This is a genomic window from Lapillicoccus sp. (genome assembly GCF_036559105.1).
Lineage (GTDB): Bacteria > Actinomycetota > Actinomycetes > Actinomycetales > Dermatophilaceae > Lapillicoccus.
Genome location: NZ_DATBTV010000002.1, coordinates 1 through 15,235 on the forward strand (window position 1 = coordinate 1; position 15,235 = coordinate 15,235).

Genomic DNA, 15,235 nt, shown 5'->3' on the forward strand with positions numbered 1-15,235 from the left:
GCGAGGACGGCGAGGCGTATGCGTTCAACGGCGTCTACCACGTCGTCCGCGACAACGAGTTCGCCATCCAGACCTTCGAGTTCGAGGGCTATCCGGACGTCGTCAGCATCGAGTCGATCACGTTCGAGCGCCTGGACGGCGGCCGGACCCGGCTGCGCGGCCACGCGGTCTACCCGACGATGGAGGCCCGCGACGGCATGGTCGGCAGCGGCATGGAGGTCGGCATGAACGCCGGCTACGCCAAGCTCGACGGCGTCCTCGAGGGGACGCTGTGAGCGACGCCACCCGCGCCATGGACTGGACTCTGGAGGTCGTCGTCCTCCCCGTGAGCGACCTCGAGAAAGCCATTGCGTTCTACCGCGACCAGGTCGGCTTCGACCTCGACCACCACACGACGAACGACGTCATGGACGTCGCGCAGCTGACGCCGCGCGGCTCCGGCTGCTCGATCGTCATCGGCAACCTGCCGTCCCAGACCGAGATGGCGCCCGGCTCCCTGAAGGGACTGCAGCTGTGCGTCGCGGACGCCACGGCGGCCCGCGACGAGCTCACCTCGCGCGGCGTCGAGTGCAGCGAGATCCAGGTGTTCGACGAGCGGGACGGCGGCACCCTCTTCGGGTTCGCCGACCCGGACGGCAACACCTGGGCGGTGCAGCAGCTCAAGGTCCGCGGCGACACGCCGCTCATCCCCCGCGAGGCCCGGGACCGCTTCGGGGAGTGACCCCAGGCATACCTCGGTATGCCTTGAAACGCACGAGGCGCGTGACCCCGGTGGGATCACGCGCCTCGCACGCGAATGCTTCGGTTACGGGCGAGCCGCCAGCTGGGCCGCCGGGCAGCGTAGGTCGGTCCTCGGGAGATCGGTGGGCCCGAACGCTGGGAGACTGCTGGGATTCTCCTGCCAGAAACGTGGAGTACGCAGTGCAGCATCGTTACCGTCCTGTCACCCCACGGGCCTCCAGAATGGTGAGAATACTTTTCAGCAAACCGCCCTTCGGCTGAGATGGATTTTCAGGCACCGTGACGACGACAGCAGCCCCGCCCTTGGGCGTGCGCACCCGGATCCAGGCCAACGTGCCGCAGATGTCCGAGGCCATGACCAAGCTGGCGACCCTGCTCCTGGAGGAGCCGCTGGCCCCGCTGGAGATGTCGATCACCGAGCTCGCCGCCCGCGCGGGTACCTCCGCCGCGACCGTCACCCGGTTCTGCCGACTGATCGGGTATGCGGGGTACCTCCCCTTCCGCGTCGGGGTGGCCGCCGACGCGGGGCGGCTGCGCGCCGACGAGACGTGGCGGGTCGACATCGGCCGGGCCTTCGGCCCGGACGACACCCCCGAACAGGTGCTGCGCACCCTGTCGCAGTCGCACCAGGCGGCGCTGCAAGCGACCGTCGACTCGATCGACATCGACGAGGTGGTCCGGATCGCCGAGGCCATCGCGACCTGCGCCCATGTCGACATCTACGGCATCGGCGGCAGCGCGGTCATGGCCCGCGAGATGCAGCTGCGGCTCTACCGGATCGGGATCCAGGCCCACCACTGGGGCGAGGTCCACGACGGGCTGACCAGTGCTGCCCTCCTCGACGAGCAGTCGGTCGCGATCGCGATCTCCAACACCGGCCGCACCATCGAGACCATCGAAATGCTCGGCCAGGCCAAATCCTCGGGTGCTTTCACCCTCGCGATCACGAGCAACGCCGACTCGCCGCTCGCCGCGCTGGCCGACGTGCACGTCGTCACCGTCGCGCCGGACGAGTACCTCCAGCCGGACGACCTGTCCGCCAAGCACGCGCAGCTGTTCGCCCTCGACCTGCTCTATCTCATCGTCGCGCAGCGCAACTTCGCTCGGACCGCGACGACGCTGGCCGCCTCGGCAGCCGCCGTCGCCCCGCACCGCCGCGCACCGAGCCGGGACCGTCGAGCGGTCCGTGGGCGGCGCGCTGCCGCCGCCGTTACGGCAGCCGCCGCCACGACCGTTGCCCCCACCCCTGTCCGTACCGCTGAGGAAGCAGGCCGATGAACTCGAGCACCGTCCCCGCCGCCACGCTGGAGGAGGCGTTCGCCGCCTTCCACGAGCAGGTGACCTCCCGGCTGCAGGCCGTCGCCGACGACGCCGCCCGCGGAGGCCTCGACCCGGCCATCGACCTCGTCGTCGACTCGATCCGGCGCGGGGGCGTGCTCCAGGCGTTCGGCACCGGCCACTCGCAGGCCTTCGCCATGGAGATCGCCGGCCGCGCCGGCGGGTTCATCCCGACCACCATGATGGCGCTGCGCGACATCGTCCTGCACGGTTCGCGGGACGCCTCGGTGCTCACCGGCTCCTCGCTGGAGCGTGACGAGAGCGTCGTCGACGAGCTGTTCGCCCTCTCCCCGCTCGAGGCGGCCGACGTGTTCCTCATCGCGTCGAACTCCGGCGTCAACGGGTCGATCGTCGGCGTCGCCCTACGCGCCAAGGCCGAAGGCCACCCCGTCATCGCGGTCACCAGCCTCGAGCACACCAACGCCGTGACGCCCAAGCACCCCAGCGGACTGCGACTCAGCGAGGTTGCTGACGTCGTCATCGACAACCGGGCTCCCTACGGCGACACGACGATCGAGGTCCCGGGGGGTGTCGGCGTGGGTGCCGTCTCCTCCCTCACCGCTGCCTACATCGCGCAGCTCATCACCATCGGCGCCGCGGAGCGGATCGCCGCTCTCGGCGACACCCCGCCCATCTACCTGTCCGCCAACATTCCCGGCGGCGACGAGCACAACCACGCGCTGGAAGACCGCTACGGCGACCGGATCCGCCGCACCGCGTGACCGTCTCCACCCGAACCGTCCCCACCTCACGAACCGCCCGACACGGACCCGACATCACGATCCAGCCACTGATTCGCCCACACCCCAGCAAATCCCGTCGGAGAACCCGGCATCACGCATACCGTCCCTCGCACCGACACCACCCTGAAAGGCAGTACCTGGCGATGACCCCACAAGAGACAGGCAGCACCCCTCGTTCGACGTTCGACCGTCGGACCTTCATGCGCGGCTCGATCGCCGCAGCGGCTCTGCTCCCGCTCGGCGGGGCGCTCGCATCGTGCGCCTCGTCCGGCACCGGGACCGGGAGCGGCGCCGCCGCGACCACGGCGGCGGGCTCGAGCAACAACCCGTTCGGCCTCGCCGACGGCTCGACCATCGACGCGGTGATCTTCAACGGAGGTTACGGCTACGACTACGTGACCTTCGCGGCGGACATCGTCAAGAAGAACCACCCGACGGTCACGCCCAACGTGGCCCCCTCGACGCAGATCGCGCAGCAGCTGCAGCCCCGTTTCGTCGGCGGCAACCCGCCCGATCTCATCGACAACTCGGGTGCGGGCTCGATCGGCTTCAACACGATCATCGACCAGCTCTCGACGCTGGACGACGTCCTCGCCGCGAACAACCTCGAGGGCACACCCATCTCGTCCACCCTGTACGACGGCGTCAAGGGTCCCGGCACCTACAACGGCAAGTTCCTGGCCCTCAACTACGTCCTCACCCTCTACGGCGTCTGGTACTCGCAGAGCCTGTTCGACGCGAACAGCTGGACCCCGCCGAAGACGTGGGACGAGGCCAAGGACCTCGGCGCCAAGGCCAAGGCGAAGGGTAAGTACCTCTTCGTCTGGGGCAAGGAGGCGGCGACGTACTACAGCACGCTCGCCATGGACTCCGCCATCAAGGAGGGCGGCCCCGAGGTGCGTATCGCGCTGGAGAACCTCGACCCGAAGTGCTGGTCGCAGCCGGCCATCCAGCAGGTCTTCGCCGCGATGGGCGAGTGCGTCAAGAACGGCTACTTCGTCCCCGGCGGCGCGGGCACCCAGTTCACCGCGGCCCAGGCCCAGTGGAGCAACGACCAGCAGGCCCTGCTCTACCCCTCGGGCTCGTGGATCGAGAACGAGATGAAGAAGGCCACCAAGGCCGACTTCAAGATGACCGGCATCCCGGAGATGGTCCTCACCAGCAGCCCGAAGATGCCGTACGAGTCGCTGCGCAGCGCGGCCGGCGAGCCGTTCATCGTCCCCACCGCGGGCAAGAACGTCGCCGGTGCCAAGGAGATCCTGCGCACCATGCTGTCCAAGGACGCGGCGACGAACTTCTGCAAGACCAAGCTGGCGCCGACCATCGTCAAGGGCACGGTCCCGGCCGACGGCTTCGGCTCCACGGCTCTGCAGTCGCAGTCCAAGATGCTCGACGCCGCGGGCAAGAACGTCTTCGACTACAAGTTCGTCACCCGTTACGGCATGAACAAGGACATGCTGGTCGTGTGGAACTCGTTCCTGTCCGGGCAGACCGACGTCGCCGGGCTGACCAGCGGTCTGCAGGGCATCACCGACAAGGTTGCCGCTGACTCGTCGATCCAGAAGGAGAAGGTCACCTCGTGACCGCACCTGTCCCCGCGGTGGCTCCGGGCTCTGGGCGCAAGCCCAAGGCCCGGGGCCCACGCGGTCGACTGACGTTCGACCGCGTCAGCTTCATGGTCGTCTTCCTCGGCTTGCCCCTGGCGCTGTTCCTGGTCTTTGTCATCTCCCCGTTCGTGCAGGCCCTCTACTACGCGATGACGGACTGGTCCGGCTTCTCCCCGAACTTCAACTTCATCGGCTTCAGCAACTACACGAAGCTCGCGCAGGACGACATCTTCCGGCGGTCCGTGCTCAACAGCGTGCTGCTCGCGATCGTGGTGCCCTTTGCCACGATCGTCATCGCGCTGCTGTTCGCCAGCCTGGTGACGGTCGCCGGCGGTGCCAGCGGCGGCATCCGAGGGCTGCGCGGCTCCAGCTTCTACCGTGTCGTCTCGTTCTTCCCCTACACCGTGCCGGCCATCGTCATCGGCATCATCTGGGCGCAGGTCTACGACCCACAGGCCGGCCTGCTCAACGGGATCCTCACCGCGGTGGGGCTGGAGAAGTTCAAGTCGTTCGCCTGGCTCGGTGAGGTCGCGACGGCCATGCCCGCATCGATGTTCGTCATGGTGTGGGCCTTCGTCGGCTTCTACACCGTGCTGTTCGTGGCCGCGATCAAGGGCGTACCCGCCGAAATCTATGAGGCCGCCCGACTCGACGGCGCCGGCCGGCTCCGGACGATCTGGTCGGTGACGCTGCCGCTGATCCGTGACAACGTCCAGACGGCGTGGATCTACCTCGGCATCGCCGCGCTCGACGCGTTCGTGTGGATGCAGGCGCTGAACCCGTTCGGTGGCCCCAACAACAGCACGCTGGTCATGCCGCAGGAGCTGTTCAACACCGCCTTCGCAAAGGGCCAGTTCGGGTATGCGACGGCGATGGGTGTGGTCCTCGCCCTCATCACGCTGCTCTTCGCGGCGTGCGTCTTCCTCGTGAACCGCCTGACCGGGGGCCGTGACGAGGGAGGTCGACTGTGACCGCCGACGCCAGCACCGTCAGCCGGGCCGGTGTCCAGGACGCCGCGACGCAGACCACGCCGAAGGCCAACCCCGGTGACCGCCGGGCCACGGCCGTCTCGCACGTCATCCTCATCATCTGGTCGGTCGTCGTCCTGCTCCCGCTGCTCTGGGCCTTCGTGTCGTCGTTCAAGACGACCAACGAGATCCTCAGCTCGCCGTTCACGCTGCCGAAGTCGTTCAGCTTCGCGAACTACATCTCGGCGTGGGACACGGCCGGGATCGGCACGTCGTTCTTCAACACCATCGTCGTGGTCGGCTGTTCGCTGGTCCTCGTCATGGTGCTCGGCGCGATGTGCTCCTACGTCCTCGCGCGGTTCCAGTTCTTCGGCAACCGGGCGATCTACTACCTCATGCTCGCGGGCCTGACCTTCCCGGTCTTCCTCGCGATCGTCCCGCTGTTCTTCATCCTGCGCAGCCTGGGCCTGCTCAACACGCTGCAGGGCCTCATCACCGTCTACGTCTCCTTCGCCTTGCCGTTCACGGTGTTCTTCCTCTTCGCGTTCTTCAAGTCCCTTCCGGAGGAGATCTACGAAGCGGCACAGATGGACGGTGCGGGGGAGTGGCGGACGTTCTTCCAGGTGATGCTCCCGATGGCGCGTCCGGGCATGGCGTCGGTGGCAATCTTCAACTTCCTCGGCCTGTGGAACCAGTTCCTCCTGCCGGTCGCCCTCAACACCGACCCCGCGAAGTACGTGCTGTCGCAAGGGATGGCGTCGTTCGCATCGCAGGCCGGCTACTCGGTCGACTACGGTGCGCTGTTCGCAGCCGTCGTCATCACCGTGTTGCCGGTGCTGATCGTCTACATCATCTTCCAGCGCCAGCTGCAGGGCTCGGTGGCCCAGGGCACCAGCCGCTGACCCACCCCCGAAGCCGCATACGCGAGGACGTCCCGGTCAGGAGGCCGGGGCGTCCGGCGTCTTGGGCGTCCCGTCCGGTTCGCAGCCGAACCGGCGCATGAACCGCTCCCGGTCGATCACCGCGCGCTGCACCTCGCCGATGGCGACCTCCTCGCCGGAGTCGTCGAGGACCCGGACGTGGAAGATGAGCCGGCGCCCGTCGCTCACCGGACGGGAGCTCTTGACGTGCACCGTGGTGCCCACCGGAGCCGCTTTGATGTGCTCCACCCTGACCAGCGTGCCGACAGTGGTCTGGCCCGCTTGGAGCTGCTCCGCCGCCGCACCGAACGCCGCGCGCTCGATCCAGTTGATGAGCCGTGGGGTCGCGAGGACCGGCATGTCGCCGCTGCCGAGCCTCTCGGCGGTGTCGGCATCCGTCACCGTGTGATGGCTGACCTCCATTCCACGAGGATAGGCGCGCCGCGCGCGGCGAGTGTCCCCTCGTCTGTCACAGTTCGGTGCAGTGAACATGTATGCCTGGGTGCTGCTCGCGGCGCTCGCCGCGGTGGCCCTGGCCGACTGGTTCGCCGTGGCGACCCAACGTCGCGGCGTCGAGCAGGTGGCCAAACCCGCATACGTGGTGTTGTTGGGCGCCTTCGCCTGGCTGTTGCACCCGGACGAGACGGTCTCCGGACTGTGGCTCCTCATGGGGCTGGCACTGTGCCTCGGGGGTGACCTGCTGCTCCTCGCCGACACCGACCGCGCCTTCGGCTTCGGTCTGGTGACGTTCCTGCTCGCCCATGTGGCGTTCATCGGCGCCATCTTGACGATGAGCCGACGGCCTCCGGTGTGGGTCGGGGTGGCCGTGGTGGTGGTGGTGGTAGCCGTCGTCGTGGCGTTCGTGCTCTGGCCGCTGGCGCGACGGGACATGGCCGAGGGCCTTCCGCCGACGATCTACGCGTTCGTCCTCGGCGCGTTCGTGGCCGTCGCCTGGTGGTCGGGACAGCTCCTGGTCGGCATCGGGGCGTCCCTGTTCCTCGTCAGCGACGGTCTGCTGGCCCTGGGCCGGTTCTGGCGCGCGTCCCGATGGCTCTCTGTCGCGGTCATGGTCACGTACCACCTGGCGCTGCTGTTCCTCGTGCTCGGCGTGCTGCGTCCCGACCTCGTCGCCCCCTGACCGGGCCGCTGCGATAACCTGTTGCGGTGGCCCACCAGCTCCTCCTTCTCCCGCCGCGCTGAGCATCCAGAGCAGCGCGGCGCCCCTCCTGTGCGAGGGGCTTTTCCATGTCTGCGTGGTCCACCGACCCGTGCTCCCCACGAAGGACGAACGATGACCGACTCCCCAGCCCGCGACGAGACCCCGTTCCGCTACACCGCGGCGATGGCGCGCGACATCGAGCTCGCGTGGCAGGACCGCTGGGAGGAGGCCGGCACCTTCGAGGCGCCCAACCCGGCCGGGCCGTGGGCGGAGCCCGAGAAGGTCGCCGGTCGCGGCCCGAAGCTGGTCGTCCTCGACATGTTCCCGTACCCGAGCGGGGCCGGTCTGCACGTCGGTCACCCGCTGGGGTACATCGGCACCGATGTGTATGCGCGCTTTCACCGGATGCTCGGCAAGAACGTCCTGCACTGCCTGGGCTACGACGCCTTCGGGCTACCCGCCGAGCAGTACGCCGTGCAGACCGGCCAGCACCCGCGCAAGACGACCGAGGACAACATGGTCGTCATGCGCCGCCAGCTGCGGCGGCTGGGGCTGGGCTTCGACGACCGGCGCAGCTACGCAACCATCGACGAGGACTACTTCCGCTGGACCCAGTGGATCTTCCTGCAGATCTACAACGCCTGGTACGACCCGGACGCAGTGCGGCCGGACGGGTCTCGAGGTGCCGCACGGCCGATCGAGACCCTGGCCGAGGCGTATGCGTCGGGCCGGCGTCCGCTGAATGGTGAGCTCGGTGGTCGGGCCTGGGCCGACCTGAGCGAGGCGGAGCAGGAGGCCGTGCTCGCCGAGGAGCGACTGGCGTACACGTCGGAGGCTCCGGTCAACTGGAGCCCGGGTCTGGGGACCGTCCTGTCCAACGAGGAGGTCACCAACGAGGGACTCTCCGAGCGCGGCAACTTCCCGGTCTTCCGGCGCAGCCTGAGCCAGTGGATGATGCGGATCACCGCGTACGCCGACCGGCTGGCCGACGACCTGGACCGCGTGGACTGGCCGGAGAAGGTCAAGATCATGCAGCGCAACTGGATCGGGCGCAGCCAGGGCGCCCGGATCCACTTCCCCGCGGCTCGGCCCGAGGGCCCCGTCGCGGACATCGAGGTCTTCACGACCCGTCCGGACACCGTGTTCGGCGCCACCTTCATGGTGCTGGCTCCCGAGCATCCGCTGGTGGACCAGCTCGTACCTGACGGCGGGTGGCCGGACGGCACCAGGCCGGAGTGGACCGGCGGCGCCACGACGCCGCGCGAAGCGGTCGCGGCCTATCGCCGGTCGGCGTCGCGCAAGAGCGAGGTCGAGCGCCAGATGGAGGGCCGCGACAAGACGGGCGTCTTCGTCGGCGTCACCGCTCGGAACCCGGTCAATGGCGACGAGATCCCGGTGTTCGTCGCGGACTACGTGTTGTTCGGCTACGGCACGGGCGCGATCATGGGCGTCCCCGGCCAGGATCCTCGGGACTGGGAGTTCGCGACGAGGTTCGGCCTGCCCATCGTCCGCACGGTGCAGCCGCCGGCGGGTCATCCGGACGACGAGGCATACCAGGGAGACGGTCCGAGCATCGCCTCCAGCAACGACGAGGTGGACCTCAACGGCCTGCTGATCGCGGACGCCAAGGAGCGCATCGTCGCGTGGCTCGAGGAGCAGGGCTTCGGTCGAGGCACCATCAACTACCGGCTGCGCGACTGGCTGTTCAGCCGTCAGCGCTACTGGGGTGAGCCGTTCCCGATCGTCTACGACGAGAGCGGGACCGCCCACGCCCTGCCGGACTCGATGCTGCCGCTCGCGCTCCCTGAGGTGCCCGACTACTCACCGAAGACGTTCGACCCCCACGACTCCGACAGCTCGCCGGAGCCGCCCTTGTCTCGCGTGCCCGAGTGGGTCGAGGTGGAGCTCGACCTGGGGGACGGGCACGGGGTCCGCACGTACCGCCGGGAGACCAACACGATGCCCAACTGGGCCGGATCGTGTTGGTACTACTTGCGATACCTGGACCCGGCCAACCACGAGACGTTCTGCGACCCCGAGAACGAGCGGTACTGGATGGCCAAGCACCCGCATCCCGTCGAGGGTGCCCCCGCGGGCGTCACCGACCCGGGCGGAGTGGATCTCTACATCGGCGGTGTCGAGCACGCGGTGCTGCACCTGCTGTACGCCCGCTTCTGGCACAAGGTGCTGTTCGACCTCGGCCTGGTGTCGAGCGAGGAGCCGTTCCGGAAGTACTTCTCGCAAGGGATGATCCAGGCGTACGCCTACACCGACGCGCGTGGGCAGTACGTCCCGGCCGAGGAGGTTGACGAGACCTCGGGCCGCCACGGGGAGGAGCCGACCTTCACCTGGCAGGGCCAGCCGGTCAACCGCGAGTACGGGAAGATCGGCAAGTCGCTCAAGAACGTCGTGAGCCCGGACGACATGTACGACGCCTACGGGGCCGACACCTTCCGGGTCTATGAGATGTCGATGGGTCCGCTGGAGCTGGGCCGGCCGTGGGAGACCCGGGCTGTCGTGGGCAGCCAGCGGTTCCTACAACGGTTGTGGCGCAACGTGATCGACGAGACGACGGGCGCGGTGATCGTGTCCGACGACGCACCCGACGCGGCGACGTTGACCGCGATGCACCGGACCATCGCCGGCGTTCGCGAGGACTACGAGCACCTGCGGTTCAACACGGCGATCGCCAAGCTGATCGAGCTGAACAACGTGCTGACCAAGCTGGACGTGGCGCCCCGCGCGGTCGTCGAGGCCCTGGTCGTCATGGCAGCACCCGTCGCTCCGCACATCGCCGAGGAGCTGTGGATGCGGCTGGGTCACGAGGGCGGCGTGACGTTCGTGCCGTTCCCGCAGGCCGAGGCGTCGCTGCTCGTCGAGGAGACGGTCACCTGCGTCATCCAGATCAAGGGCAAGGTGCGCGACCGCGTCGAGGTGGCTGCCACCATCGGCGAGGACGAGCTGCAGTCCCTGGTGCTGGCCCGCGAGAAGGTGGTCGCCGCGACGCCCGACGGGGTCCGGACGGTGATCGTGCGGGCGCCGAGGCTGGTGAACGTGGTGCCGGTCTGAGGTTGCGGCGACCGCTAGGCGCGGACGGAAGGCGCTAGCGTTCATCGGGTGAGCGTCGCGATCGTGACGGACTCGACGGCGTACCTGCCGGCAGAGCTCGTTCGGGCCGGCCCGGTGCCGATCACCGTGGTGCCGCTCCACGTCGTCATGGGGGGCAAGGCGCACCGGGAGGGCGTCGACGTGACCCTCGAAAGCCTGTCGGAAGCGCTGCGGGCGTTCCTTCCGTTGAGCACGTCGCGTCCGTCGCCCCAGGAGTTCCTCGACGCGTACGAGGCCGCGGCCGCGTCCGGTGCCTCGGCGGTCGTGTCGGTGCACATCTCGTCGGAGATGTCCGGCACCTGCCAGTCGGCCCGGCTCGCCGCGGAACAGGCGCCGATCCCCGTCGAGGTCGTCGACTCGCGGTCGCTGGGGATGGCGATGGGGTTCGGGGTGCTGTCGGCGGCGGAGGCGGCCGGCGACGGTCTGTCGGCGCCGGAGGTGGCCGAGATCGCGCGGGTCCGCGCAGTTCGGGCGAAGGTGGCGTTCTACGTCGACACCCTGGAGTACCTGCGACGTGGCGGTCGGATCGGGTCGGCGTCGGCGCTGTTGGGGTCGGCATTCGCCATCAAGCCCATCCTGACCCTGGTCGACGGAGCCATCCGTCCGCTGGAGAAGGTGCGGACCTCGAGCCGCGCACTGGCGCGGTTGACCGAGCTGACCGCCGCGGCGGCCAACGACGTGATCGCGGCCGGCGGCGAGGTCGACATCGCCGTGCAGCACCTGGACTCGGCGAGCCGCGCGGAGTCGCTCGCGGCGTCGCTGCGCGAGCGTGTTCCGCAGGCGGGGCTCGTCGTGGTGGCCGAGCTCGGCGCGGTCGTGGGCGCCCACGTCGGTCCCGGCACCCTGGCGGCGGTCGCGTCGCCGCGGCCCTCGTGATCCACAGGCTCTGAGCGGTTCGTCCCGCGGTCCACAGGTCGCCGGTCGGGTGTCGCCTGCGGGGTGACCGGTTCCTACGGTCGCTCGTATGCGTCGCCGCCCACCACCCGAGGTCGACCCCGACCGCCTGCGCTCCCTGCTGGCGTCGGCGCGGCCCCGACCCGCGCCGACGGCTCCGAGCGGGTGGGTTCCCGAGGAGGCGCCCGCGTCGGTCGAGGCGGCCGACCTGGCGTGGCTGGACGAGGAGGCGCTGGAGGCGAGCGGAGGCCCGGAACGTGGAGGCTCTTCGGCGGGCGACGGTCCGAGCGGCGGGCGTTCGGGTTCGGCGGGCGACGGGAGGCACCGGCTGCCGCCTCGGGTGCTCACCGTGCCCGTGGCGTTCCGGGGCGCACGGGTCGCGGTGTCGGTTCGGGCGGTGGTGGCGTTCGTCCTGGTGCTCGTCGTGGCGGTGGTGTTCTTCGCGGTCCGGGTGGCGCGTGCGCAGCAGGCAGCCGCGCCCCAGTCGGTTCCGACCGGTGAGGGCCTGGTTGCGCGGGGGTCCGTGCCGACCGCGTTTGCGTCCGGGGGGTCCGGGGGGTCCGGGGGGTCCGGGGAGTTCGCGGCTACCGTCGCGTCCGGGGCGAACGGAGTCACGGGTGCGGCGGGGGCGAACGGCGGGAGCGCCGGCGGCGGGGCGGCGGTCATCGACCCGGCGCAGCCCTCGGGGGCGTCGGCTCGTGGCTCCCCGGGACGGCTCGTCGTCATCGACGTGGTCGGGCAGGTGGCCCGGCCCGGGGTGGTGACGGTCCCGGACGGGTCCAGGCTCGTCGACGTGCTGGCTGCCGCCGGTGGTGCGCTGGCCGGTGCGGACATGCAGCGGCTGAACCTCGCACGGCTCGTCGCGGACGGCGAGCAGGTCTTCGTCCCCCGGCCGGGCGAGACCCCACCCGTACTGGTCGGCGCTCTGGGCGGTGCCGGTTCGGGATCCGGAGCCGGCGGTGCTGGCACGGGCGCCGGCGGTGCGACCGTGGCCGGGGCTCTCGTCGACCTCAACACCGCGACCCTCGCGGCGTTGGACACCCTCCCCGGCGTGGGTCCCGTTCTGGCGCAACGCATCGTCGACTGGCGAGCCCAGCACGGCCGGTTCGCCTCGGTCGACGAGCTCGGTGAGGTCAGCGGCATCGGTGACAAGCTGCTCGAGCAGATCCGACCGAAGGTCAGGGTCTGATGCGTAGCCGTCCGAGGGGTGCCGACCATTCGACCGCGAGCCGGGCGCAGAGTCGGACGCAGAGCCGGACGCAGAGGCGTGTGCCGAGCCCAGCGCCGAGCCCTGCGCCGGACGAATCGTCAGTGTTGACCCGCGCGGCCGCCGACCTGCGTCTCCTCGTTCCCGCCCTCAGCGCCTGGTCCGCAGTCGCGCTGCTCCTCGGCTTACCAGCGTCCCAGGCGGTTGTCGTCGCCGGCGCAGCGCTCCTCGTCGCGTCCGGCCTCGCCGTCGCCTGGCGTCGCTCCTTTGTCCGAGGCACGCACGACTCGAGTGGTGCCGTCGCCTGGGGGCGCACCGTTGCCCGAGGCCGTTCCGGCGACCCGGGTGTAGCCGCCGCCTGGCTCGGGACGATGACGCTGACCGCACTCGCCACCACGCTGGCTCTGGCCGCGTTGGCTGCGGCAACCGGCGTTCGGGACGCCGGACCGATCCGCGAGCTGGCCGACCAGCACGCGACGGTTTCGGTGCTGGGCGTCGTCGCGTCCGACCCACGTGCCGTCGATCCACCGCGGGGCCGTCCGGAGAGCGCGGCGGGCGTGGTGCTACGGCTGGACGTCGAGCAGGTGGACGGTCGAGGCGTCCGCACGGCGGTCGCCTCGCCGGTGCTCGTGTTCGCCGACCGGGCCTGGCTCGACCTGCCGTGGCAGGCGCGGGTCCGGGCCACCGGCCGCCTTGCGCCACCTCAGGACGGCGCCGACGACGTGGTCGCGGTCCTGAATCCGCGGGGACCGCCGACGCTCCTGGCGGACCCCGGATGGGTGGCCCGCGCAGCCGACGTCGTGCGGAAACGGTTCGCCGAGGCGACCGATGGACTGCCGGCCGATGCGCGGGGGCTGTTGCCAGGGCTCGTGATCGGCGACACCTCGCGCACGCCCCACGACCTGGACGAGGCCATGCTCGTCACGGGGATGACGCACCTGTCCGCGGTGAGCGGCAGCAATGTCGCCATCGTCCTGGCCGCGGCGCTCGGCCTCGCCGGCCTGCTGGGCCTGCGACGTCGCTGGCGCCCGCTACTCGCGGCCGTGCTGCTCCTCGCGTTCGTCGTCCTCGTCCGGCCGGAGCCGAGCGTCGTCCGTGCGGCCGCCATGGGCGCGGTAGGGCTGCTCGGCCTGAGTACCTCGCGTCGTCGAGCGGGACTTCCCGCCCTCTCGGTGGCCGTCCTCGTGCTGCTGGTCTGGGACCCGTGGTTGGCCCGATCCGCGGGCTTCGCACTCTCGACGCTGGCGACCTTGGGGCTGCTGCTCTTCGCCGGGCCGTGGGGAGCCGCCGTTGGCCGGCTGCTCCCGATGCGGATCCGCGGTTGGGGGCCGGCCTTGGCGGTCCCGGTGGCTGCGCAGCTGATGTGCGCGCCCGTGATCGTGCTGCTGCAGAGCTCGGTGTCGGTGGTCGGAGTAGTCGCGAACCTGTTCGCGGCCCCGTTCGTCGCGCCGGCCACTGTGCTCGGGGTCGCCACCGCGCTCATCTCGGTCGTCTCGACGACGGTGGCCGGATGGGTGGGCTGGCTGGCCGCCCTCCCGACTCTCGCCATCGCCCGGGTGGCCCGCACCGCAGCGGGTGTGCCGCTCGCGACGGTTCCCTGGCCCGGTACGGGTGTCGGCGCCGCCCTGTTGGCGTTGGTGGGAGTCAGCCTCGTCGTCGCGGGCCCCTGGCTGGGCCATCAGGCCCGGCGACGTCCCCTCCTTCCGGTCGGCGTGGTGATGTTCGCGGTCGGCGCGGCCGTACCGACCCACGTCCTGACCTGGCCGCTGCCGGGGTGGGGGTTCGTCGCCTGTGACGTGGGGCAGGGTGACGGACTGGTTCTCGCGACCGGCCCGGGCCGTGCCGTCGTCGTGGACGTCGGACCGGACCCCGCCCTCATGGACGACTGCCTCAGCCGGCTGCGGATCCAGGTCGTCGACGCGGTCGTGCTCACCCACTTCCACGCGGACCACGTCGACGGTCTGCCCGGGGTGCTCCACGGTCGGTCCGTCCGTCAGATCCTCGCGTCGCCGGTGCGGGACCCGGCCTACCAGTGGCAGGAGGTCTCCGACTGGGCCGCATCAGCGGGTGTGCCCTTCGGCGAGCTGTACGCCGGCGACGACCTCGCGTGGCCGGGACTGTCCGCCCACGTGTGGTGGCCGGCCAGGGTCCTTCACGACGGGTCGGTTCCCAACAACGCCTCGGTAGTCCTCACCGTCCAGGCAGCCGGCCTTCGGCTGCTGCTGCTCGGCGACGTTGAACGAGAGGCCGCGCATCTGGTGCTCCAGGCCCTGCAGCACGACGCCCGCGCACCGCCGGTCCTCGACGTCGTCAAGGTGGCGCACCACGGGTCGGCGAACCGCGACGACGGGTTGCTGGCCTACGCCCGCGCTCCGGTCGCAGTGGTCAGCGTGGGCGCGGACAACGACTACGGGCACCCGGCGCCGTCCACCCTGTCCACGCTGGCCCAGGACGGCTTCCGCGTCTACCGGACGGATCTCTCCGGCGACGTCGCCGTCCGGAAGGGCGACGACGGGTCGGTCGAGGTGGCCACCCTGCGGTGACCGCTCA

At 70.3% G+C, this 15,235-nt stretch carries 13 protein-coding genes; 12 read left to right on the top strand and 1 reads right to left on the bottom strand.

Annotation, left to right across the window (positions count from 1 at the left end; translation table 11 throughout):
• From VIG79_RS00025 to VIG79_RS00055, 7 genes are all read left to right on the top strand, one after another.
• The coding region (locus VIG79_RS00025; RefSeq protein WP_331880504.1) for an SRPBCC domain-containing protein at positions 1-275 on the top strand (275 nt) is incomplete at its 5' end.
• 17 nt (positions 276-292) lie between these two features.
• Positions 293-721 carry a VOC family protein gene (locus VIG79_RS00030; protein WP_331880530.1) on the top strand — a complete coding sequence of 143 codons (429 nt, stop codon included), beginning with the start codon at positions 293-295 and terminating at the stop codon, positions 719-721.
• Positions 722-1,020: 299 nt separating this feature from the next.
• Complete coding sequence (locus tag VIG79_RS00035; RefSeq protein ID WP_331880506.1) at positions 1,021-2,019, top strand: MurR/RpiR family transcriptional regulator; 999 nt, start codon at positions 1,021-1,023, stop codon at positions 2,017-2,019.
• The gene (locus tag VIG79_RS00040) at positions 2,016-2,801 is read left to right on the top strand and encodes an SIS domain-containing protein (protein WP_331880508.1); all 786 of its coding nucleotides are present in this window, start codon (positions 2,016-2,018) and stop codon (positions 2,799-2,801) included. Before VIG79_RS00035 ends, VIG79_RS00040 begins: the two co-directional genes overlap by 4 nt.
• Positions 2,802-3,022: 221 nt before the next feature.
• Positions 3,023-4,405 carry an N-acetylglucosamine/diacetylchitobiose ABC transporter substrate-binding protein gene (ngcE, locus tag VIG79_RS00045; protein WP_331880510.1) on the top strand — a complete coding sequence of 461 codons (1,383 nt, stop codon included), beginning with the start codon at positions 3,023-3,025 and terminating at the stop codon, positions 4,403-4,405.
• Positions 4,402-5,400, top strand: a complete 999-nt coding sequence (locus VIG79_RS00050; RefSeq protein ID WP_331880512.1) for a sugar ABC transporter permease — start codon at positions 4,402-4,404, stop codon at positions 5,398-5,400. Before ngcE ends, VIG79_RS00050 begins: the two co-directional genes overlap by 4 nt.
• Complete coding sequence (locus VIG79_RS00055; protein ID WP_414672554.1) at positions 5,397-6,299, top strand: carbohydrate ABC transporter permease; 903 nt, start codon at positions 5,397-5,399, stop codon at positions 6,297-6,299. The genes VIG79_RS00050 and VIG79_RS00055 overlap by 4 nt, the downstream gene beginning before the upstream one ends.
• Positions 6,300-6,335: 36 nt before the next feature.
• Here the strand turns inward: VIG79_RS00055 and VIG79_RS00060 are convergent, their stop codons facing one another.
• A complete protein-coding gene (locus VIG79_RS00060) occupies positions 6,336-6,740 on the bottom strand; it encodes a thioesterase family protein (RefSeq protein ID WP_331880514.1) in 405 nt (134 codons plus the stop codon).
• Positions 6,741-6,807: 67 nt separating this feature from the next.
• On the opposite strand from VIG79_RS00060, the gene VIG79_RS00065 reads away from it, so the two are divergent.
• The 5 genes from VIG79_RS00065 to VIG79_RS00085 all read left to right on the top strand — a co-directional run bounded on the left by VIG79_RS00065 (position 6,808) and on the right by VIG79_RS00085 (position 15,228).
• Positions 6,808-7,455: a lysoplasmalogenase family protein gene (locus VIG79_RS00065; protein ID WP_331880535.1), complete on the top strand. Its 648-nt coding sequence runs from the start codon at positions 6,808-6,810 to the stop codon at positions 7,453-7,455.
• A gap of 153 nt (positions 7,456-7,608) precedes the next feature.
• Positions 7,609-10,545, top strand: a complete 2,937-nt coding sequence (gene leuS, locus VIG79_RS00070; RefSeq protein ID WP_331880518.1) for a leucine--tRNA ligase — start codon at positions 7,609-7,611, stop codon at positions 10,543-10,545.
• 48 nt (positions 10,546-10,593) lie between these two features.
• Complete coding sequence (locus tag VIG79_RS00075) at positions 10,594-11,460, top strand: DegV family protein (protein ID WP_331880521.1); 867 nt, start codon at positions 10,594-10,596, stop codon at positions 11,458-11,460.
• Between the two features lie 88 nt (positions 11,461-11,548).
• Positions 11,549-12,667 carry a helix-hairpin-helix domain-containing protein gene (locus VIG79_RS00080; protein ID WP_331880524.1) on the top strand — a complete coding sequence of 373 codons (1,119 nt, stop codon included), beginning with the start codon at positions 11,549-11,551 and terminating at the stop codon, positions 12,665-12,667.
• Positions 12,668-12,789: 122 nt separating this feature from the next.
• Positions 12,790-15,228: a ComEC/Rec2 family competence protein gene (locus tag VIG79_RS00085; RefSeq protein ID WP_331880527.1), complete on the top strand. Its 2,439-nt coding sequence runs from the start codon at positions 12,790-12,792 to the stop codon at positions 15,226-15,228.
• The last annotated feature ends 7 nt before the right edge of the window (positions 15,229-15,235 follow it).